This is a genomic window from Micromonospora sp. WMMA1996, from assembly GCF_002573675.1.
GTDB lineage: Bacteria > Actinomycetota > Actinomycetes > Mycobacteriales > Micromonosporaceae > Micromonospora > Micromonospora sediminicola.
Genome location: NZ_PDHU01000001.1, coordinates 3,679,811 through 3,694,743, shown reverse-complemented (window position 1 = coordinate 3,694,743; position 14,933 = coordinate 3,679,811). Strand labels below are relative to the sequence as shown.

17 protein-coding genes, 1 tRNA gene and 2 pseudogenes are annotated in these 14,933 nt (G+C 73.6%); 12 read left to right on the top strand and 8 right to left on the bottom strand.

What is annotated here, in order from left to right:
* Positions 1 to 1,556: pseudogene (locus COO58_RS16980) on the bottom strand (tetratricopeptide repeat protein).
* A gap of 48 nt (positions 1,557 to 1,604) precedes the next feature.
* Positions 1,605 to 2,075 (bottom strand): MarR family winged helix-turn-helix transcriptional regulator, encoded by a 471-nt coding sequence (locus tag COO58_RS16975; protein ID WP_098746406.1) that lies wholly within the window; start codon positions 2,073 to 2,075, stop codon positions 1,605 to 1,607.
* Positions 2,076 to 2,125: 50 nt separating this feature from the next.
* Between COO58_RS16975 and COO58_RS16970 the strand changes: the two genes are divergently transcribed.
* Both COO58_RS16970 and COO58_RS16965 read left to right on the top strand, forming a co-directional pair.
* Entirely contained in the window at positions 2,126 to 2,647 is a 522-nt protein-coding gene (locus tag COO58_RS16970; protein ID WP_098745691.1) for a VOC family protein, read from the top strand.
* A gap of 48 nt (positions 2,648 to 2,695) precedes the next feature.
* A complete protein-coding gene (locus COO58_RS16965; RefSeq protein ID WP_098745689.1) occupies positions 2,696 to 3,592 on the top strand; it encodes a hypothetical protein in 897 nt (298 codons plus the stop codon).
* Here COO58_RS16965 and COO58_RS16960 read toward each other — a convergent pair.
* Both COO58_RS16960 and COO58_RS16955 read right to left on the bottom strand, forming a co-directional pair.
* Positions 3,558 to 4,076: a potassium channel family protein gene (locus tag COO58_RS16960; RefSeq protein WP_091579097.1), complete on the bottom strand. Its 519-nt coding sequence runs from the start codon at positions 4,074 to 4,076 to the stop codon at positions 3,558 to 3,560. The genes COO58_RS16965 and COO58_RS16960 overlap by 35 nt on opposite strands.
* Before the next feature lie 120 nt (positions 4,077 to 4,196).
* Positions 4,197 to 4,370, bottom strand: a complete 174-nt coding sequence (locus COO58_RS16955; protein WP_064498970.1) for a DUF4236 domain-containing protein — start codon at positions 4,368 to 4,370, stop codon at positions 4,197 to 4,199.
* 184 nt (positions 4,371 to 4,554) lie between these two features.
* Between COO58_RS16955 and COO58_RS31245 the strand changes: the two genes are divergently transcribed.
* The 7 genes from COO58_RS31245 to COO58_RS16925 all read left to right on the top strand — a co-directional run bounded on the left by COO58_RS31245 (position 4,555) and on the right by COO58_RS16925 (position 10,038).
* Positions 4,555 to 4,695, top strand: coding sequence for a putative leader peptide (locus COO58_RS31245; RefSeq protein WP_369700186.1), 141 nt, complete (start codon positions 4,555 to 4,557; stop codon positions 4,693 to 4,695).
* 135 nt (positions 4,696 to 4,830) lie between these two features.
* Positions 4,831 to 5,862, top strand: coding sequence for an ABC transporter substrate-binding protein (locus COO58_RS16950; protein ID WP_098745688.1), 1,032 nt, complete (start codon positions 4,831 to 4,833; stop codon positions 5,860 to 5,862).
* Positions 5,859 to 6,677 carry an ABC transporter ATP-binding protein gene (locus tag COO58_RS16945; RefSeq protein WP_098745686.1) on the top strand — a complete coding sequence of 273 codons (819 nt, stop codon included), beginning with the start codon at positions 5,859 to 5,861 and terminating at the stop codon, positions 6,675 to 6,677. The genes COO58_RS16950 and COO58_RS16945 overlap by 4 nt, the downstream gene beginning before the upstream one ends.
* On the top strand, positions 6,670 to 7,524 hold the full coding sequence (locus tag COO58_RS16940; protein WP_091579089.1) for an ABC transporter permease: 855 nt from the start codon (positions 6,670 to 6,672) through the stop codon (positions 7,522 to 7,524). The genes COO58_RS16945 and COO58_RS16940 overlap by 8 nt, the downstream gene beginning before the upstream one ends.
* Positions 7,525 to 7,535: 11 nt before the next feature.
* Entirely contained in the window at positions 7,536 to 8,870 is a 1,335-nt protein-coding gene (locus COO58_RS16935) for an LLM class flavin-dependent oxidoreductase (RefSeq protein ID WP_091579086.1), read from the top strand.
* Positions 8,867 to 9,430, top strand: a complete 564-nt coding sequence (locus tag COO58_RS16930; protein WP_091579083.1) for a flavin reductase family protein — start codon at positions 8,867 to 8,869, stop codon at positions 9,428 to 9,430. The genes COO58_RS16935 and COO58_RS16930 overlap by 4 nt, the downstream gene beginning before the upstream one ends.
* On the top strand, positions 9,427 to 10,038 hold the full coding sequence (locus COO58_RS16925; RefSeq protein WP_091579081.1) for a malonic semialdehyde reductase: 612 nt from the start codon (positions 9,427 to 9,429) through the stop codon (positions 10,036 to 10,038). Before COO58_RS16930 ends, COO58_RS16925 begins: the two co-directional genes overlap by 4 nt.
* Here COO58_RS16925 and COO58_RS16920 read toward each other — a convergent pair whose 3' ends face one another.
* Together COO58_RS16920 and COO58_RS16915 are read right to left on the bottom strand one after the other, a co-directional pair.
* Positions 10,039 to 10,494 carry an Rrf2 family transcriptional regulator gene (locus COO58_RS16920; protein WP_098745685.1) on the bottom strand — a complete coding sequence of 152 codons (456 nt, stop codon included), beginning with the start codon at positions 10,492 to 10,494 and terminating at the stop codon, positions 10,039 to 10,041. It lies immediately after the preceding gene.
* Positions 10,495 to 10,501: 7 nt separating this feature from the next.
* A complete protein-coding gene (locus COO58_RS16915; RefSeq protein WP_091579076.1) occupies positions 10,502 to 11,419 on the bottom strand; it encodes an AraC family transcriptional regulator in 918 nt (305 codons plus the stop codon).
* A 157-nt stretch (positions 11,420 to 11,576) separates the two neighbouring features.
* Here COO58_RS16915 and COO58_RS16910 point away from each other — a divergent pair, with 157 nt between their 5' ends.
* Entirely contained in the window at positions 11,577 to 12,353 is a 777-nt protein-coding gene (locus COO58_RS16910; protein WP_091579073.1) for a glucose 1-dehydrogenase, read from the top strand.
* 84 nt (positions 12,354 to 12,437) lie between these two features.
* Here COO58_RS16910 and COO58_RS16905 read toward each other — a convergent pair whose 3' ends face one another.
* Entirely contained in the window at positions 12,438 to 12,869 is a 432-nt protein-coding gene (locus tag COO58_RS16905) for an SsgA family sporulation/cell division regulator (RefSeq protein ID WP_053653619.1), read from the bottom strand.
* Between the two features lie 273 nt (positions 12,870 to 13,142).
* Here COO58_RS16905 and COO58_RS16900 point away from each other — a divergent pair, with 273 nt between their 5' ends.
* Both COO58_RS16900 and COO58_RS16895 read left to right on the top strand, forming a co-directional pair.
* Positions 13,143 to 13,673: a TIGR02611 family protein gene (locus tag COO58_RS16900; protein ID WP_369700185.1), complete on the top strand. Its 531-nt coding sequence runs from the start codon at positions 13,143 to 13,145 to the stop codon at positions 13,671 to 13,673.
* Between the two features lie 50 nt (positions 13,674 to 13,723).
* Positions 13,724 to 13,795 (top strand) — tRNA-Val (locus COO58_RS16895).
* 78 nt (positions 13,796 to 13,873) lie between these two features.
* Here COO58_RS16895 and COO58_RS30900 read toward each other — a convergent pair.
* Positions 13,874 to 14,076 (bottom strand): annotated as a pseudogene (locus COO58_RS30900) (site-specific integrase); the annotation flags it as partial.
* Positions 14,077 to 14,933: the final 857 nt, after the last annotated feature.

The following is a 14,933-nucleotide window of genomic DNA, read 5'->3' as shown; positions in this document are numbered from 1 at the left end:
TCAGCGGCGCCGTTTCGTGCAGACCGGCCCGGTCCGCGCGACGCTGTCGGTGGACCAGACGAGCGCCACGGTGAAGCAGTAGTCGGTGGTGCGGTCGAGGCCGTAGGCGATGTAGTCGGTGGAGCCGGCCGGCAGCGTGGCGAACGTGCCCTGCGGCTGGCCCGAGCGGCCCCCGGCGATCACCACCGGGCCCTCCGCGCCGGTCGGGTAGGTCCAGCTCAGCACGATGCTGTCGCGCCGGTCGGTGAGCGCGAGCCGCCCGGGCGGGGTGCCCGGGGAGGCGGCCGGCGGCGTGGTCGGGGCGGGACGCGTCGAGGCCGGCGGGCCGCTCGACGCCGGCGGCGGCGTGTCGCGGGCGTCGTCCACCCGGGACACCCCGGCGATCACCGCGATGGTGCCGAGCAGCAGCGCCACCACCACCCCGAGCACCGCCAGCGGCAGCCAGGGCCGGGCGCGCGGCTCGGCGGCGGGCGGCCGGGGCACGTGCACCGGCAGGTAGCGCGACGGTGGCCCGGGCAGGTCGGCCGGCGGCACCCGGCGTACGCCCGGCGGCGGGTCGTCGGTGAGCCCGACCACGGTCGGGGCAGCGCGTCCTCGCCGGGCCGCCACGGCTGGTCGACCGGGTCGTCCGGCGGCCACGGGTAGTCGTCGAACGCGTCGCCGTCGGCCTCGGGCGGGGTGCGGGGCGTGGGCACGTGCGCCGCGTCGGCGCCCCGGCCCGGTGGGTGGTAGAGCGGCGTCTGGACCGGGTCGTCGAGCGCGGGCGGGGTGTAGGGCGGCAGGTCGGGGGGACCCTCGGCGGGCGGGGGGACGCGGGCGGCGGGCACCACCGGGGTCTCCGGGGCGGGCGGCTCGGGCGCGGGGCAGACGTGGTCCGGGTCGGCGGCGGCCCGGGCCAGCCCGGCCACCTGCCCGGCGAGCGGGTCGTCGGAGTCCAGGTGGGCCCGGCACAGGTCCTCGGCGAGCGCCAGGTGCTCGTGCGCGTCGGCGTACCGGCCGCAGTCGCGTTCCATCGCGCCGAGCTTGGCCAGCATCTTGATGCCGCTGGGGTGGCCGTCGCCGTAGACCTCGCGGTGCAGCTCCCACGCGTCCTGGAGCCGGTCGCGGGCCACCTCGCACTGGCCGCGCGCGTATTCCACCGTGGCCAGGTCGGCGTGGGCGGCCAGCACCCGCTGGGACTCCGGCCCGTCGCGGGCGGTCAGTTCGATGATGACGTCGGAGTAGAGCCGGGCCGCCCGGGCGTCGCTGCCGACCCGGTGCAGCACCGCGGCCAGGGTGGCGGCGGCGGTGACGGTGCGCTCGTCGGAGCGGCCGAACAGCCGGGTGGTCGCCGCGTACGCGAACGCGGCCCAGCCTCGGGCGGAGTGCGGCTCGCCGAGCGCGACCAGCAGCCGGGCCTGCAACCCGGCGGCCTCGGCCAGCTCGGGGGAGGCGTTGGCGGGGCGGGGGTCGGCGTCGCTGAGCGCGTCGGCGAGCAGCCGTTGCGCGCCGGTCAGGTCGCCTTCGGACACCAGGTGGTGCGCCTGGACGGTCAGGTCAGCGAAGCCGGAGGACACGCCCCATCGTGCTCATCCGGCGACGGTAAGTACAACCCCCGGAGTGGATCAGTTTGGTCCCGATCCGGTCAGGTGGACGGCGAGCGTCTCGCTGATCCGGCGCAGCTGGTCGACCTGGGCCGGGCTGAGCGCGTCGAACAGGTGCCGGCGTACCCCCTCGACGTGGCCGGGGGCGGCGGCGGCCAGGGTGGCGAAGCCGTCGTCGGTGAGCACGGCGAGCTGGCCGCGCCGGTCGGTGGGGCAGTCCTCCCGGCGGATCCAGCCGGCGGCCTCCAGGCGGGCGGCGGCGTGCGAGAGCCGGCTGCGCGAGGAGCCGGTGGCGTCGGCCAGGTCGCTCATCCGCAGCCGCCGGTCGGGGGCCTCGGAGAGCCGGACCAGGATCTCGTAGTAGGCGTGCGGCATGCCGGCGTCGCGTTGCAGCTCGCGGTCGAGCGTCTCCATCAGCGCCCGGGAGGCGGTGAGGAAGGCGCGCCAGGTCCGCTGCTCGTCGGGTTCCAGCCACCGGGTCATGACGACCATCATAACGCCGGCTGTTGAACGCTCAACCAAGCCGGGGTACCGTCGGAGCCATGGGAATCCACCGGCTCAACCACGCCGTCCTCTACGTCAGTGACCTGGAGCGCAGCGTCGCCTTCTACCGCGACGTGCTGGGCTTCCGCCGGGTCCCGATGACGCCGGACGGCTTCCGCGGCGCCGCCTTCCTCCAGGCGCCCGACTCCACCAACGACCACGACCTCGGGCTGTTCGAGATCGGCGCGGCGGCCGGGGCGTCGCAGGCCGGCCGGGCCACCGTCGGCCTCTACCACCTGGCCTGGGAGCTGGACACGCTCGACGAGCTGGGCGCCACCGGCGAGCGGCTGGCCGCCGCCGGCGCGCTGGTCGGCACGTCGGACCACGGCACCACCAAGAGCCTCTACGGCCGCGACCCGGACGGGCTGGAGTTCGAGATCGTCTGGATCGTCCCGGCCGCCCTGCTGGACGACGCCGCGCTCGCCGCCCGCAAGCGGATCGGCCGGCTCGACCTGGACCGCGAGCGGCAGCGCTACGGCGGCCAGACCCGCGGCGGCGTGGGCATCTCCGTCCCGGCCTGACCGGGGTACGCGGCCACGACGCCGCCCGGGTGCGGTAGAAACGGCACCATGTCGACCGACGCCGTCCTGCGCGAGCTGCTCGTCCGCCAGCTCGACCACTGGCTCCCCGCGGCGCTGCACCGGGCCCGGCGGGCCACGCTCGCGCTCGCGTACGCCGGGGGCGCCGCCGTCGGCGCGGAGGCGGCGCTGCGGGTGGTGGCCGAGTTCGCCGACCGGCTGCGCGGGCGACGGCTGACCGTGCTGGTGCTGGCGGACGCCGACCCGGACCTGCCGGCGCGCCTCGGCGCGGCCGAGGCCGACCTGCCGGGCGACGTCGCCGTGCACGTGGTGCCCGGCTCGCCGGACCGGCTGCCGGTGGCGCTCAAGGCGGCCGGGGCGGCCGGCGCGCCGCTGTTCACCCTCGTCGACGGCGCCGAGCCGGACCCGGCCCTGCTGGCCGCCGCCGCGTCCGGCCGCCCGGCCGAGCTGCTGCTGGTCACCGCGCCCGGCCGGTCGCTGCGCCCGGCGCTGGCCGCGGCCGGCTTTCCGCTGGTCACCGAGGTCGAGCTGGTGGGGGACGGGCCGGCCCGGCTGCTCGGCTACGCCACCGGCTCCGACCGGGGTCTGGAGGCGGTCAAGGAGGCGCTCTGGGCGGTCGACGAGTACGCCGGGGTGCGCTACCGCGACCCGGCCGATCCGCAGGGCCGGCTGCTCGACATCTCGCTGGAGCCCGAGCCCGGCCCGCTGCGGCGCGAGTTGCTGGCCGAGCTGGCGCGCTCCGGCCCGCGGACGGTCAGCGAGCTGCGCCGCTTCGCCGCGACGGACACGGTCTACCGGCCCGCCGACGCCAACCGCGCGCTGGCCTCGATGCTCGCCGCCGGCGCGGTGACCCGCGACCCGGAGCACGGCCGGCTCGGCGGCGACGTGCGGATCAGCGTCGCCCCGACCGCTGGGTCATCTGCCTGACCACCACGGACGCCCCGGTGGCGACCACGCCGATGCTGAAGACCATCTGGGCGCAGACGGCCACCCGGGCGATCTGCCCCTGGGCGTGCACGTCGCCGTAGCCGATCGTGGTGAGCGTCGCCAGGGCGAAGTAGAGCGCGTCGATCCGGGTGTGCAGCCCGACGAACTCACCGGGCCGGGTGTCCGCCACCACGTAGTCGGCCAACGCGAAGACCAGCAGCCCGGCGATCAGCGCGACGGCGAGCCGGGTGAGCGCCCGGTCCTCCTCCCGGCCGGTCGGCTGCTCGCGGGTGAGCTGGCGGCGGACCTGGCCGGTGACCAGGAACGCGACCACGGCGACCAGCAGCAGCGTGCCGGCGGACCGCAGGGCCAGCCGCAGCCCGTTCGGGTCCGCCTCGACCGGCACCAGGAAGTAGCCGACCAGCATCAGCACGCAGGCCGCGACGGCCCGCCGCCGCATCCGCCGCAGGGTCAGATCCGCCATGTCGAGATTGTTCCGTCGGGGGGTCCTCGTCGGCGGCCGAACGGCGAACCCGGCCCGGACGACGAAGGGGACGACCGGCGAACCGCCGGCGTCCCCTTCGTCGTAACGGTCCGCGGACCGTCAGGCCTTGTCCTGCTTCCAGGAGAGCGGCCCCGGAAGGTCCACGCGGTGGGCGCGGGTGTTCGAGTTCCAGGACCAACGGCCGATCTTGATGCTCCACGAGGAGAACCCGTTCTGGGTGAAGTGGAGGATCAGCGGCCCGTACTTCTTGCGCTTGCGGAACTGGACGCCCATCGGGGGTGCCTCCTTCTTCGTCTCCCTGCCTCTGCGGCATCGAACATGCCCGGATCGACGTTTCGCGAAACCCGGTCGGATCCGCTCTGGACGGTGGGCCTACCGCCCGGCACAATCTCTATTCAACGGGTAGGTGTTAAGGGGTGGTAAATGCTGGTGGCGACGGCTCGTAACAAAGCCAGCGATGAAAGTCTCACTGATTGGAAGGGCGTTGACCGGCGGAGAGAACGGCCGGCAGCATGAGGACATGTCGCAGCGGAACGAGCTTCTCCTCACCGCTCGCGTGCACGTCGACCTGGTCCGGCACGCGAGCGCGCTCTGTTGAGCCGAGCGCTCGTCGTTCCCCCTCCGCCCGTCCGTTCCCCCCGCCGGCGCACCGTGGCCCGGCGCGGTACGGCGTGCGCTCCCGGCCCCCGTGGGCCCCCTCCACCACATCGTGGACAGATCAGGAGACTCCGCCATGCCCTCCCTCCGAACGTTCCGGCGTGCCCTCGCCGCCGCCGTCGCCCTGCTCACCCTCGCCACCACCGCCGGATGCGGCGCCGACGCCGACGCCGACGGCGCCCAGACCACCGAACTGCGCTACCAGGGCTCGGTCGGCCAGGTGACGCTCCCCGAACTCGCCGCCGACCTCGGCTACCTCGGCGACGTGAAGCTCAACTGGATCGGCAACGTCACCGGCGGGCCGGCCGACATCCAGGCCACCGCCACCGGCCAGAGCGACTTCGGCGGCGCGTTCAACGGCGCGATCGTCAAGCTCCAGGCCGCCAACGCCCCGATCACCGCCGTGGTCAGCTACTACGGCTCCGACGCGCAGACCTTCCAGGGCTACTACGTGCTCGACGGCAGCCCGATCCGTGCCCCCCGCGACCTGATCGGCAAGCGGGTCGGCATGAACACGCTCGGCGCGCACGCCGAGGCCGTGCTGCGGACCTGGCTGGCCCGGGGCGGCCTGACCCCGGCCGAGATCGCCCGGGTCGAGCTGGTCGCGCTGCCCCCGGTCAACACCGAACAGTCGCTGCGCGCCCGGCAGATCGACCTGGCGGTGCTCGGCGGCGTGATCCGCGACAAGGCGGTCGCCAACGGCGGAATCCGCACCGTCTTCACCGACTACGAGCTGCTCGGGGCGTTCAGCGCCGGCAGCTACGTGTTCCGCGACGACTTCATCGCCCGCAACCCGGACACCGTGCGGGCGTTCGTCACCGGTGTGGGCAAGGCCATCGAGTGGGCACGCACCCAACCACGGGAGACGGTGGTGGCCCGGCTGCGGTCCATCATCGACAAGCGCGGCCGCAACGAGGACGCCACGCTGGTGAACTACTGGAAGTCCAGCGGCGTGGCGGAGACCGGCGGCGTCATCACCGACCGGGAGTTCGCCACCTGGATCGACTGGCTGGCCGACGCCGGCGAGCTCAAGGGCGCCCGGCCGAAGCCGGCCGACCTCTACACCAACCGGTTCAACGCGTTCGCCAACCCGGGCGGTGGCGCGTGAGCACCGACAAGATCCTCTTCGACCGGGTGCGCAAGGTCTTCCCCGGCCGGCGTGGCGCAGGCGGCGCGGTCACCGCGCTCGACGGCCTCACCCTCGGCGTACGCCCCGGCGAGTTCCTGGTCGTCGTCGGTCCCAGCGGCTGCGGCAAGTCCACCCTGCTCGACCTGCTCGGCGGGCTGGCCACCCCGACCGACGGGCAGGTGCTGGTCGACGGCCGCCCCGTCACCGGGCCCGGCCTGGACCGGGGCATCGTCTTCCAGCAGTACGCGCTGCTGCCCTGGCGCACCGCCGCCGGCAACGTGGCGTTCGGGCTGGAGGCCAAGGGCCTGCCCCGCGCCGAGCGCGCCGACCTGGTCGCCCACCACCTCGACCTGGTCGGGCTCACCGGCTTCGCCGACCGCTACCCGCACGAGCTGTCCGGCGGCATGAAGCAGCGCGTCGCCATCGCCCGCAGCCTCGCGTACGACCCGGACGTGCTGCTCATGGACGAGCCGTTCGCCGCGCTCGACGCCCAGACCCGCGACTCGCTCCAGGACGAGCTGGTGCGGATCTGGCAGGCCACCGGCAAGACCGTCGTGTTCATCACGCACGGCATCGACGAGGCCGTGCACCTCGGCCAGCGGGTCGCCGTGATGACGTCGCGGCCCGGCCGGATCAAGCAGGTCATCGACATCGAGCTGGGCGACCGGGACGCGGAGGAGGACGTCCGGTCCACCGACGCGTTCCGGCACCACCGGCACCGGATCTGGACGCTGCTGCGCGACGAGGTACGGGCCGCGCAGTCCGCCGTACGCGAGGAGGCCCCCGTTGGTTGACGTCGCCGCGCCCCCGGCCCGCCCGACCGCGGCGCCCGCCGTCGCCCCGGCCGCCGTCGTGCGCCGGCCCGGCCGGCTGCTCGCCACCGGCGGCCGGGTCCTGCACCGCAGCGCCGCGCTGCTGGCGCTCGCCGCGATCTGGGAGGTCGTGCCCCGCACCGGCCTGGTCGACCGGGTCTTCCTGCCGCCGCTGTCCGAGGTGCTCGTCGCCTGGTGGGAGCTGCTGCGCAGCGGCCAGCTGGCCGAGCACGTGGGCGCCAGCCTGACCCGGTCGCTGACCGGCCTGGCGCTCGCCGTGGTCACCGCCATCCCGCTGGGCCTGCTGATCGGCTGGTACCGGCCCCTCGCCGACCTGCTCAGTCCGCTGCTGGAGGTGTTCCGCAACACCGCCGCGCTCGCGCTGCTGCCGGTCTTCGTGCTCATCCTCGGCCTCGGCGAGACCTCCAAGATCGCCCTGGTGGTCTACGCCTGCTCCTGGCCGATCCTGCTGAACACGATCGCCGGGGTGAAGGGGGTCGACCCGCTGCTGGTCCGCTCGGCCCGCTCGATGGGCCTGAACCACCTGCGGCTGTTCCAGAAGGTGATCCTGCCGGCGTCCGTGCCGACCCTGTTCACCGGCGTCCGGCTCGCCGGGGCGTACTCGATCCTGGTGCTGGTCGCCGCCGAGATGGTGGGTGCCAAGGCCGGGCTCGGCTACCTCGTGAACTACGCGCAGTACAACTTCGCGATACCCGACATGTACGCCGGGATCATCACCATCTCCGCCATCGGGCTGGTGGTCAACCAGCTCCTCGTCGCCGGGGAACGTCGCTTCTCCACCTGGCGCGTCGACGTCACCACCGCCTGAGAGGAACCGCCATGTCCCGGACCCTGCACCTCAACGCCTTCCTGATGGGTGTCGGCCACCACGAGGCCGCCTGGCGGCACCCGCGCACCGACCCGAGCCGCCTCGCCGACGTGCGGCACTTCCAGGAGCTGGCCCGCATCGCCGAGCGGGGCACGCTCGACTCGGTGTTCCTCGCCGACGGGCTGGCCGTCGGCCCGGCCGTGCGGCACAACATCCAGGCCGTCTTCGAACCGATCACGCTGCTCGCCGCGCTGGCCACGGCCACCGAGCACATCGGCCTGATCGCCACCGCCTCGACCACCTACACCGAGCCGTTCAACCTGGCCCGCGCCTTCGCCTCGCTCGACCACCTCAGCGGCGGCCGGGCCGGGTGGAACATCGTCACCTCCGCGCAGGCCCGCGAGGCCCGCAACTTCAACCTCGACGACCACCCCGCGCACGCCGACCGCTACCGCCGCGCCGCCGAGTACGTCGACGTGGCGATCAAGCTCTGGGACAGCTGGGAGGACGACGCGCTGGTGCTCGACACCGCGGCCGGCGTCTTCGCCGACACCGACCGGGTGCACGAGATCGCGCACACCGGCGAGCGGTTCCGGGTGCACGGGCCGCTCAACACGCCCCGCCCGCCGCAGGGCCGCCCGCTGCTGGTGCAGGCCGGCTCGTCCGCCGACGGCATCGCGTTCGCCGCCCGCTACGCCGAGGCCGTCTTCACCGCCCAGCAGACACTCGCCGACGGCCAGGCCTTCCACACCGCGCTGAAGCGGGCCACCGCCGACGCCGGCCGCGACCCGGATCTGGTGAAGGTCCTGCCGGGTATCGCGCCGGTGATCGGGGGTACGGAGTCCGAAGCCCGTGCCCTCGCCGACGAACTGGAGGCGCTGATCGTGCCCGAGCACGCCCTCGCCCAACTCTCCGGCATGACCGGGCTCGACCTGACCGGCCTGCCCCTGGACGGGCCGCTGCCGGACCTGCCCGACGCCGACGCGGTGCAGTCGCACCAGAGCCGCTACCAGCTCGTGGTCGACCTGGCCCGCCGGGAACGGCTCACCCTGCGCCAGCTCATCGGCCGGCTCGGCGGCGGGCGCGGGCACCGCGTCGTGGTCGGCACCCCGGAGCAGATCGCCGACCAGATCGAGCTCTGGTTCACCCAGGGCGCCGCCGACGGCTTCAACGTCATGCCACCGCTGCTACCTCACGGACTGGAGGCCTTCGTGGACCACGTCGTACCACTGCTGCGCCGACGCGGGCTGTTCCGGTCGGAATACACCGGGCGCACCCTGCGCGAGCACTACGGCCTGCCCCGACCGGCCAGCGTCTACGCCACCCGAGAGCTGGTGGCGTCGTGACCACCGTGGACCGCCCCGACGCCGGCACCGTCGAGCTGCGCCCGGTCGACGTCGACTCGTTCCGCGGCCTGCTGCGCCGGCAGGCGTCCACGGTCACCGTGGTCACCACGCCCGGCCTGCGTGGCAACCGGATGCGGGCGGACCTGCCGCCGGCCGGCTTCACCGCCACCTCGTTCACCTCGGTGTCGCTGGACCCGCCGCTGGTGTCGGTCTGCCTCGGCCGCGCCTCGTCGAGCTGGCCCACCGTCGAGCAGGCCGAGCACGTGGCCGTGCACCTGCTCGCCTCCGGGCAGCAGGAGATCGCGCAGATCTTCGCCACCAGCGGCATCGACCGGTTCACCGCCCACCCGGGCTGGACCACCGGGCCGTTCGGCGTGCCGCTGATCGGCGACGCGCTCGCCGTGCTGCTGTGCCGGGTGGTCCGCCGGATCGAGGCCGGCGACCACACCATCCTGCTCGGCGAACCGCTCGCGCTGGGCGCCGGCGAGGACGGCGACCCGCTGCTGCACCACCGGGGCCGCTACACCACCACGCTCGGCGACTGGCCCGGGTCCTGGTGACCACCGCCGCCGACGAACTGCTCGCGCTCGACCGGGCCGCCCAGGACCTGCTGTTCCGGGCGGCCCGGACGGCCAACGCGTTCACCGCCGAACCGGTCGACGACGCGCAGCTGCGCGCCGTCCACGACCTGGTCCGGTACGGCCCGACCGCGATGAACGCCCAACCGCTGCGGGTGCTGCTGCTGCGCTCCGCGGCGGCCCGGGCGCGGCTGCTGCCGTACGTCAGCGCCGGCAACCGGGACAAGACGGCGACCGCACCGCTGACCGCGGTGCTCGCCGCCGACGTGGACTGGCACGACCGGCTGCCCGAGCTGTTCCCGCACCGCCCCGGCGCCCGCGACTGGTTCACCGGCGACCCGGCCGGCCGGGAGGCGCAGGCCCGGTTCAACGCCGCGCTCCAGATCGGCTACCTGGTGGTCGGGGTCCGCGCCGCCGGGCTGGCCGCCGGCCCGATGGCCGGGTTCGACCCGGCCGGGGTGGAGCGCGAGTTCTTCCCGGATGGGCGGCACCGGGTGCTGCTGCTGATGAACATCGGCCGCCCGGCGCCGGACGCCTGGCGGGAACGGCTGCCCCGGCTGCCCTACGAGGAGGTGGTCAGCACGCTGTGATCAGCGGGGCTCCCACGCGTCCGGCTGGGCGGTCAGCTTGCGCACGTGCGCCGGCAGCCGGCCGCTGACCAGCTCGTCCAGGCTCACCTCGTCGACCACCCGGCGCACCGAGGCGCGCACCGCCACCCAGAGCCGGGGCAGGTTCTCCGCCGCTCCCTCGTACCGCGTCTCCTCCGGGCGCAGCCCGCGGACCCCGGCGAGCGGGCCGTCGACGGCGCGCAACACCTGCCCGATGGTGGTCTCGCGCGGCGGGCGGGCGAGGGTGTAGCCGCCCTCGGCGCCGCGCTGGGCTCGGACGATCCCGGCCCGGCGCAGGTCGGCCAGGACCGCCTCGAGGAACTTGCGGGGCATGTCCTGCTCCGCCGCGATGGCCTGGGTGGACAGCAGGGTGGGGTACGCGGTGGCCAGGCTCAGGGCTGCCCGGACCGCGTAGTCGCCGCGCGCGGAGATCTGCACAGTGCCATCATGCCCGGCCGGCCGGCGCGGGGGAGTCGGCGGGCGGGCGGGGACGCACCAGACGGACGGGCAGCGGCCGTTCCCGGCCGGCCCGGAACGCGCCCGGGCTCACCCCGACCTCGCGGGTGAAGAAGCGCCCGAAGTTGGTCGGCTCGGGAAAACCGAGCCGCCGGCCGATCCGGGCGATCGGCTCGTCGGTGGCGGCGAGCAGCCGGCAGGCCTGCAACGCGACCCGCTCGTCCACCACCTGCTTCGCGCTGCGGCCGGTCACCGCCAGGCAGGCCCGGGTCAGGGTACGCACCGAGCAGCCGATCCGGGCGGCGTAGTCCTCGACCCGGCGGGTGTCCCGGTAGCCGCTTTCCACCTCCCGACACAGCCGCCGGAACGTCTCCGCCTCGGCCCGTGGCGCGGGCGACCGGTCGGGGTGCGGCAGCAGGCTCAGCCGCAGCAGCAGCACGGCGAGCTGGTGGCGCAGCAGCGCCGCGGCGGCGGGCACCAGCGCGTGCCGGTCGGCGTCCACGGCCAGCTGGCTCACCTCGCCGATCACCGCGTCCTCGTCCTCGCCGGCGAGCTGCCGGTGGGTCGGCACCGCGTCCGGGTCGACGTCGAGGCCGCGCAGCGCGTCCGGCCCCCAGCTCACCACCGTCGCGTCCAGCTGCGTGCCGACGCAGCGCAGCGCCTGGCCGGGGTGGGCGCGCAGCAGCGTGCCCGGCCGGCAGGGCACGGCCCGGAAGTCCAGCTCGGCGGTGCCGTGTCCGTGGGTGACCAGGATCAACACGTCCCGGTCGAGCAGGACCGGCCGGGACCAGCCGCGGTCGGCCGTGAGGTCGTCGAGCGCGCCGGTGACGATCTCGTCGGTGCCGAGGCGGGGCTCCGACAGGCCGGTGCGGGTGGCCGGGGAGGGCTGACCGGTAGTGACCATCATCCCGACGGTAACCGGCCCGGCGGCACGTTGCATCTCGACGCTTTCGCCCCGCTCGGGCCGCTCTTGTCGGCGCGTACGCCCGGCGGTTAGGTTACCGATCGGTAAGGCCCGGGCCGGGGGACCGGTCCGCGGCCCGGGCGACGGCGATGGGATGCGCATGACGGATCTGTTCTCGGTCGACGGCAAGACGGTGGTGGTCACCGGCGGCTCGCGGGGGATCGGGCTGATGATCGCCCGCGGTTTCGTCCGGGCCGGCGCCCGGGTCGTCATCTCCTCGCGCAAGGCCGACGTGTGCGAGTCGGTGGCCAAGGAACTCTCCGCCGAGGGCCACTGCGAGGCCATCCCGGCGGACCTGGGCAGCGACGAGGGCGCGCTCGCCCTCGCCGAGGCAGTGCGGCAGCGCCACGACCGGGTGCACGTGCTGGTCAACAACGCCGGCGCCACCTGGGGCGCGCCGCTGGAGGAATACCCGGAGGGCGCGTTCGACAAGCTCTGGGCGGTCAACGTCAAGGCCGTCTTCCGGCTCACCACCGCGCTGCTGCCCGAACTGCGCGCCGCCGCCGCCGACGACGACCCGGCCCGCGTGATCAACATCGGGTCCATCGACGGCATCCGGGTGCCGTTCATGGAGGTGTACGCCTACTCGGCCACCAAGGCGGCCGTGCACATGCTCACCCGCAGCCTGGCCCACCAACTCGCCGGCGAGCGGATCACCGTCAACGCGATCGCGCCCGGCCCGTTCGAGAGCAAGATGATGGCGTTCGCGCTGGACGACCCGCAGTCGCGCGCGGCCATCGAGCAGCAGGTGCCGCTGGGCCGGATCGGGCGCCCCGAGGACATGGCCGGCACCGCGATCTACCTCGCGTCGCGCGCCGGCGCCTACCTGACCGGCGCGGTCATCCCGGTCGACGGCGGGATCACCACGCACGGCTGAGCGCGCGGCGGCGTACCCCCGGGGTGAGACGGCCCGGGGCCGCGCGGACTCGGCAGATCCGCGCGGCCCCGGGTGGTTGCCGTGTCAGCGCCCGGCGAGCAGCCGGGTCACCGCGGTGTCGACGTCCAGGTGCTCGGCCTCACGGCCGCGCGGGACGACGACGTAGGTCCGGCGCAGGAAGCGCACCAGCACGCTGCGCGGGACCTCGAACAGGGCGTTGCCGTCCGGGGACGACAGCGCGAGCGCGACGAAGTCGCCGCGCGGGGTGGCCCACGGCCAGACCCGGACGTCGCCGATGCCGGCCGGCTCGTCGAGCCCGGTGACCAGCAGTTCGCGGGCGAACGACCAGCTCACCGCCTCGCCGCCGGCGGACTCGGCATGGAACAGGACATGGACCGCGTACGGGTCAGCAGGGTCGTAACGCAGGCTGGCACGCACCGGCAAGGCGGTGGCGTCAGGCGCGACGAGCCTTAGCGACGTCTCGACCTCTACGGTCGTCGGTCGGATGACACTCATGGACGTTCTCCCCCCGGCACCGCTGCGGAACGCGCGTGTCCCGCTTTTCCCATACTCAGGTGCTGCTCCTGGCTACGCTCCGCCATACGCTGACTTCACCCAGTGGTGGGAAGGGGGTCGGAAAGCCTTCGGGAACGTGAGAACCCTTGTAGGATTTCCGGTTCCGCCCACTCCGTCGTCCCGCCCGGCAACGGGTGGTTCAGTCGTCGACTTACTCCGGTAACGTCCAGTCGTCAGCAGGGGTGACGGTCCCGGGCGACACTGGGGGTGGAAATGGTCACGAGGGGATCCTCGGTGACGGCGCGGACCAGGGCCGAATCGCCGAAAGGTGCGGCCCGAGCAGCCAAAAGGCGGGGGTACGAGGTGCCGGTCGACGGGCGTTCGCGAGGCGCTCTGCTGGAGCGCAGGCGGGGCTGGCGAGGCCGCCTGCACACCACCCTGGACCTGATCCGTGCCAACCCCACCGGCCGCGTCGCCCTCAAGATCTTCATCGGCATCCTCGGCGCCCTCGTGGTCACCGTCGGTATCGCGCTCATCCCGCTGCCCGGCCCCGGCTGGCTGCTGGTCATCGCCGGCCTCGGCGTCTGGGCCGTCGAGTTCCACTGGGCCCGCCGGCTGCTCGCGTTCACCCGCCGACACGTCAACTCCTGGACGCGCTGGGTGACCAGCAGGTCGCTCGGCGTGCGCTTCGTGCTCGGCGCCGTCGGCCTGGTCTTCGTGTCGGTGGTGGTGTGGCTGTCGCTCAAGTACAGCCTCGGCATCGACGTGGTGGCGCGGGCGATGCACTACCTCGCGACGCACTGAGACCCGGTTTTTGGTCCGGGCTCTCGATCGGGTAGAGTCATGCGCGCTGAGGGCGATTAGCTCAGCGGGAGAGCGCTTCGTTCACACCGAAGAGGTCACTGGTTCGATCCCAGTATCGCCCACGCAGGTCAAAGGCCACTTCCCGGCTTCGGGAGGTGGCCTTTCTGCTTGCGTACAGCAGCTTTGTACAGCAGTTCTCGTCAGCGGCTCAGGGAGTCGCCGAGGCGCTTGAGTGCGTCTCTGGCCTTTGTCGATGTGACCTGCGTGTAGATCTCCATCGTCACCGAGAAGCGGGTGTGCCTCAGCACCTGCATGGCGACTCTGGGGTGGACGTCGAGGTGGTCCAGGAGGGTGGCACAGGTTCGCGTTGGAAGTTACGCGGCTCGATCGATGTGCCGTAGCGGGCGGGAAGACGAGTCCGGCCGCCGGCGGGAGGGGTGAGCTCCAGCCGCCTAAGAATTCCGGCGAGGCGGAGCGGTGCAGGACCTGGGCGTCACAGCCGACAGCGAGGTGGCAGGGACGGGAGACGAAGCACCACCAGCCGTGGACACCTGTCCGCTGGTGGTGCTCGTCGTGTCTCCTGGCACCGCCGAGGGGACGGCTGACGCCGGAGGGCGCGCTCGGCATCTCCGACGTCGAGTCCAGCGTTCCGGCGGGAAGGCCGCGCTGGTGTGCTTGACGAGCGCCGAAGTAGCACCGGGCACCGGCACGCCAACCCGCCATGACCGCAGGCTGTGGGACGTGATGATGCGCCACATGATCGGCTAGGACCACCTGTCTGCGGAACCGGGCCGCCGCGCCGGGGTAGATATGGAGGATAGTCTCGTCGTACCAGACGTCCTCGTGGTCGGGCGCCAGCACCACGCCCCAACCTGGCGGAAGCACAAGGTACGGCCCCAAGCTCGGAGCGTATTCGTTCAGGTGCTCAACATGTAAGGGTGCGAAGAACTTGTCGTCACCCTGGGGGATGGCCGGGCCACGCCACACGAACCAGCCGTTGCTGTTGCCAGCGATCGGATGCCGCAGGGCGTTAAGCGGTGCCAACTCGCGTGGACGCGACAGCGCGAAGCCGACCACCGTTTGCTGGCCGGGCGGCGATGGCTCGACCGCGAATCGTCGACACATGTCGCGTTGCGCCGCCGAAACGTCGAAGCGCCCCAAACCCCGACGCCAACTGATCACGTCGCACTTCATGTGAAGTCAGACCATCACCGTCAACCGGAGTCGGCACAGCCGGCCGCGGCTGCCGGTCGTGTCGGG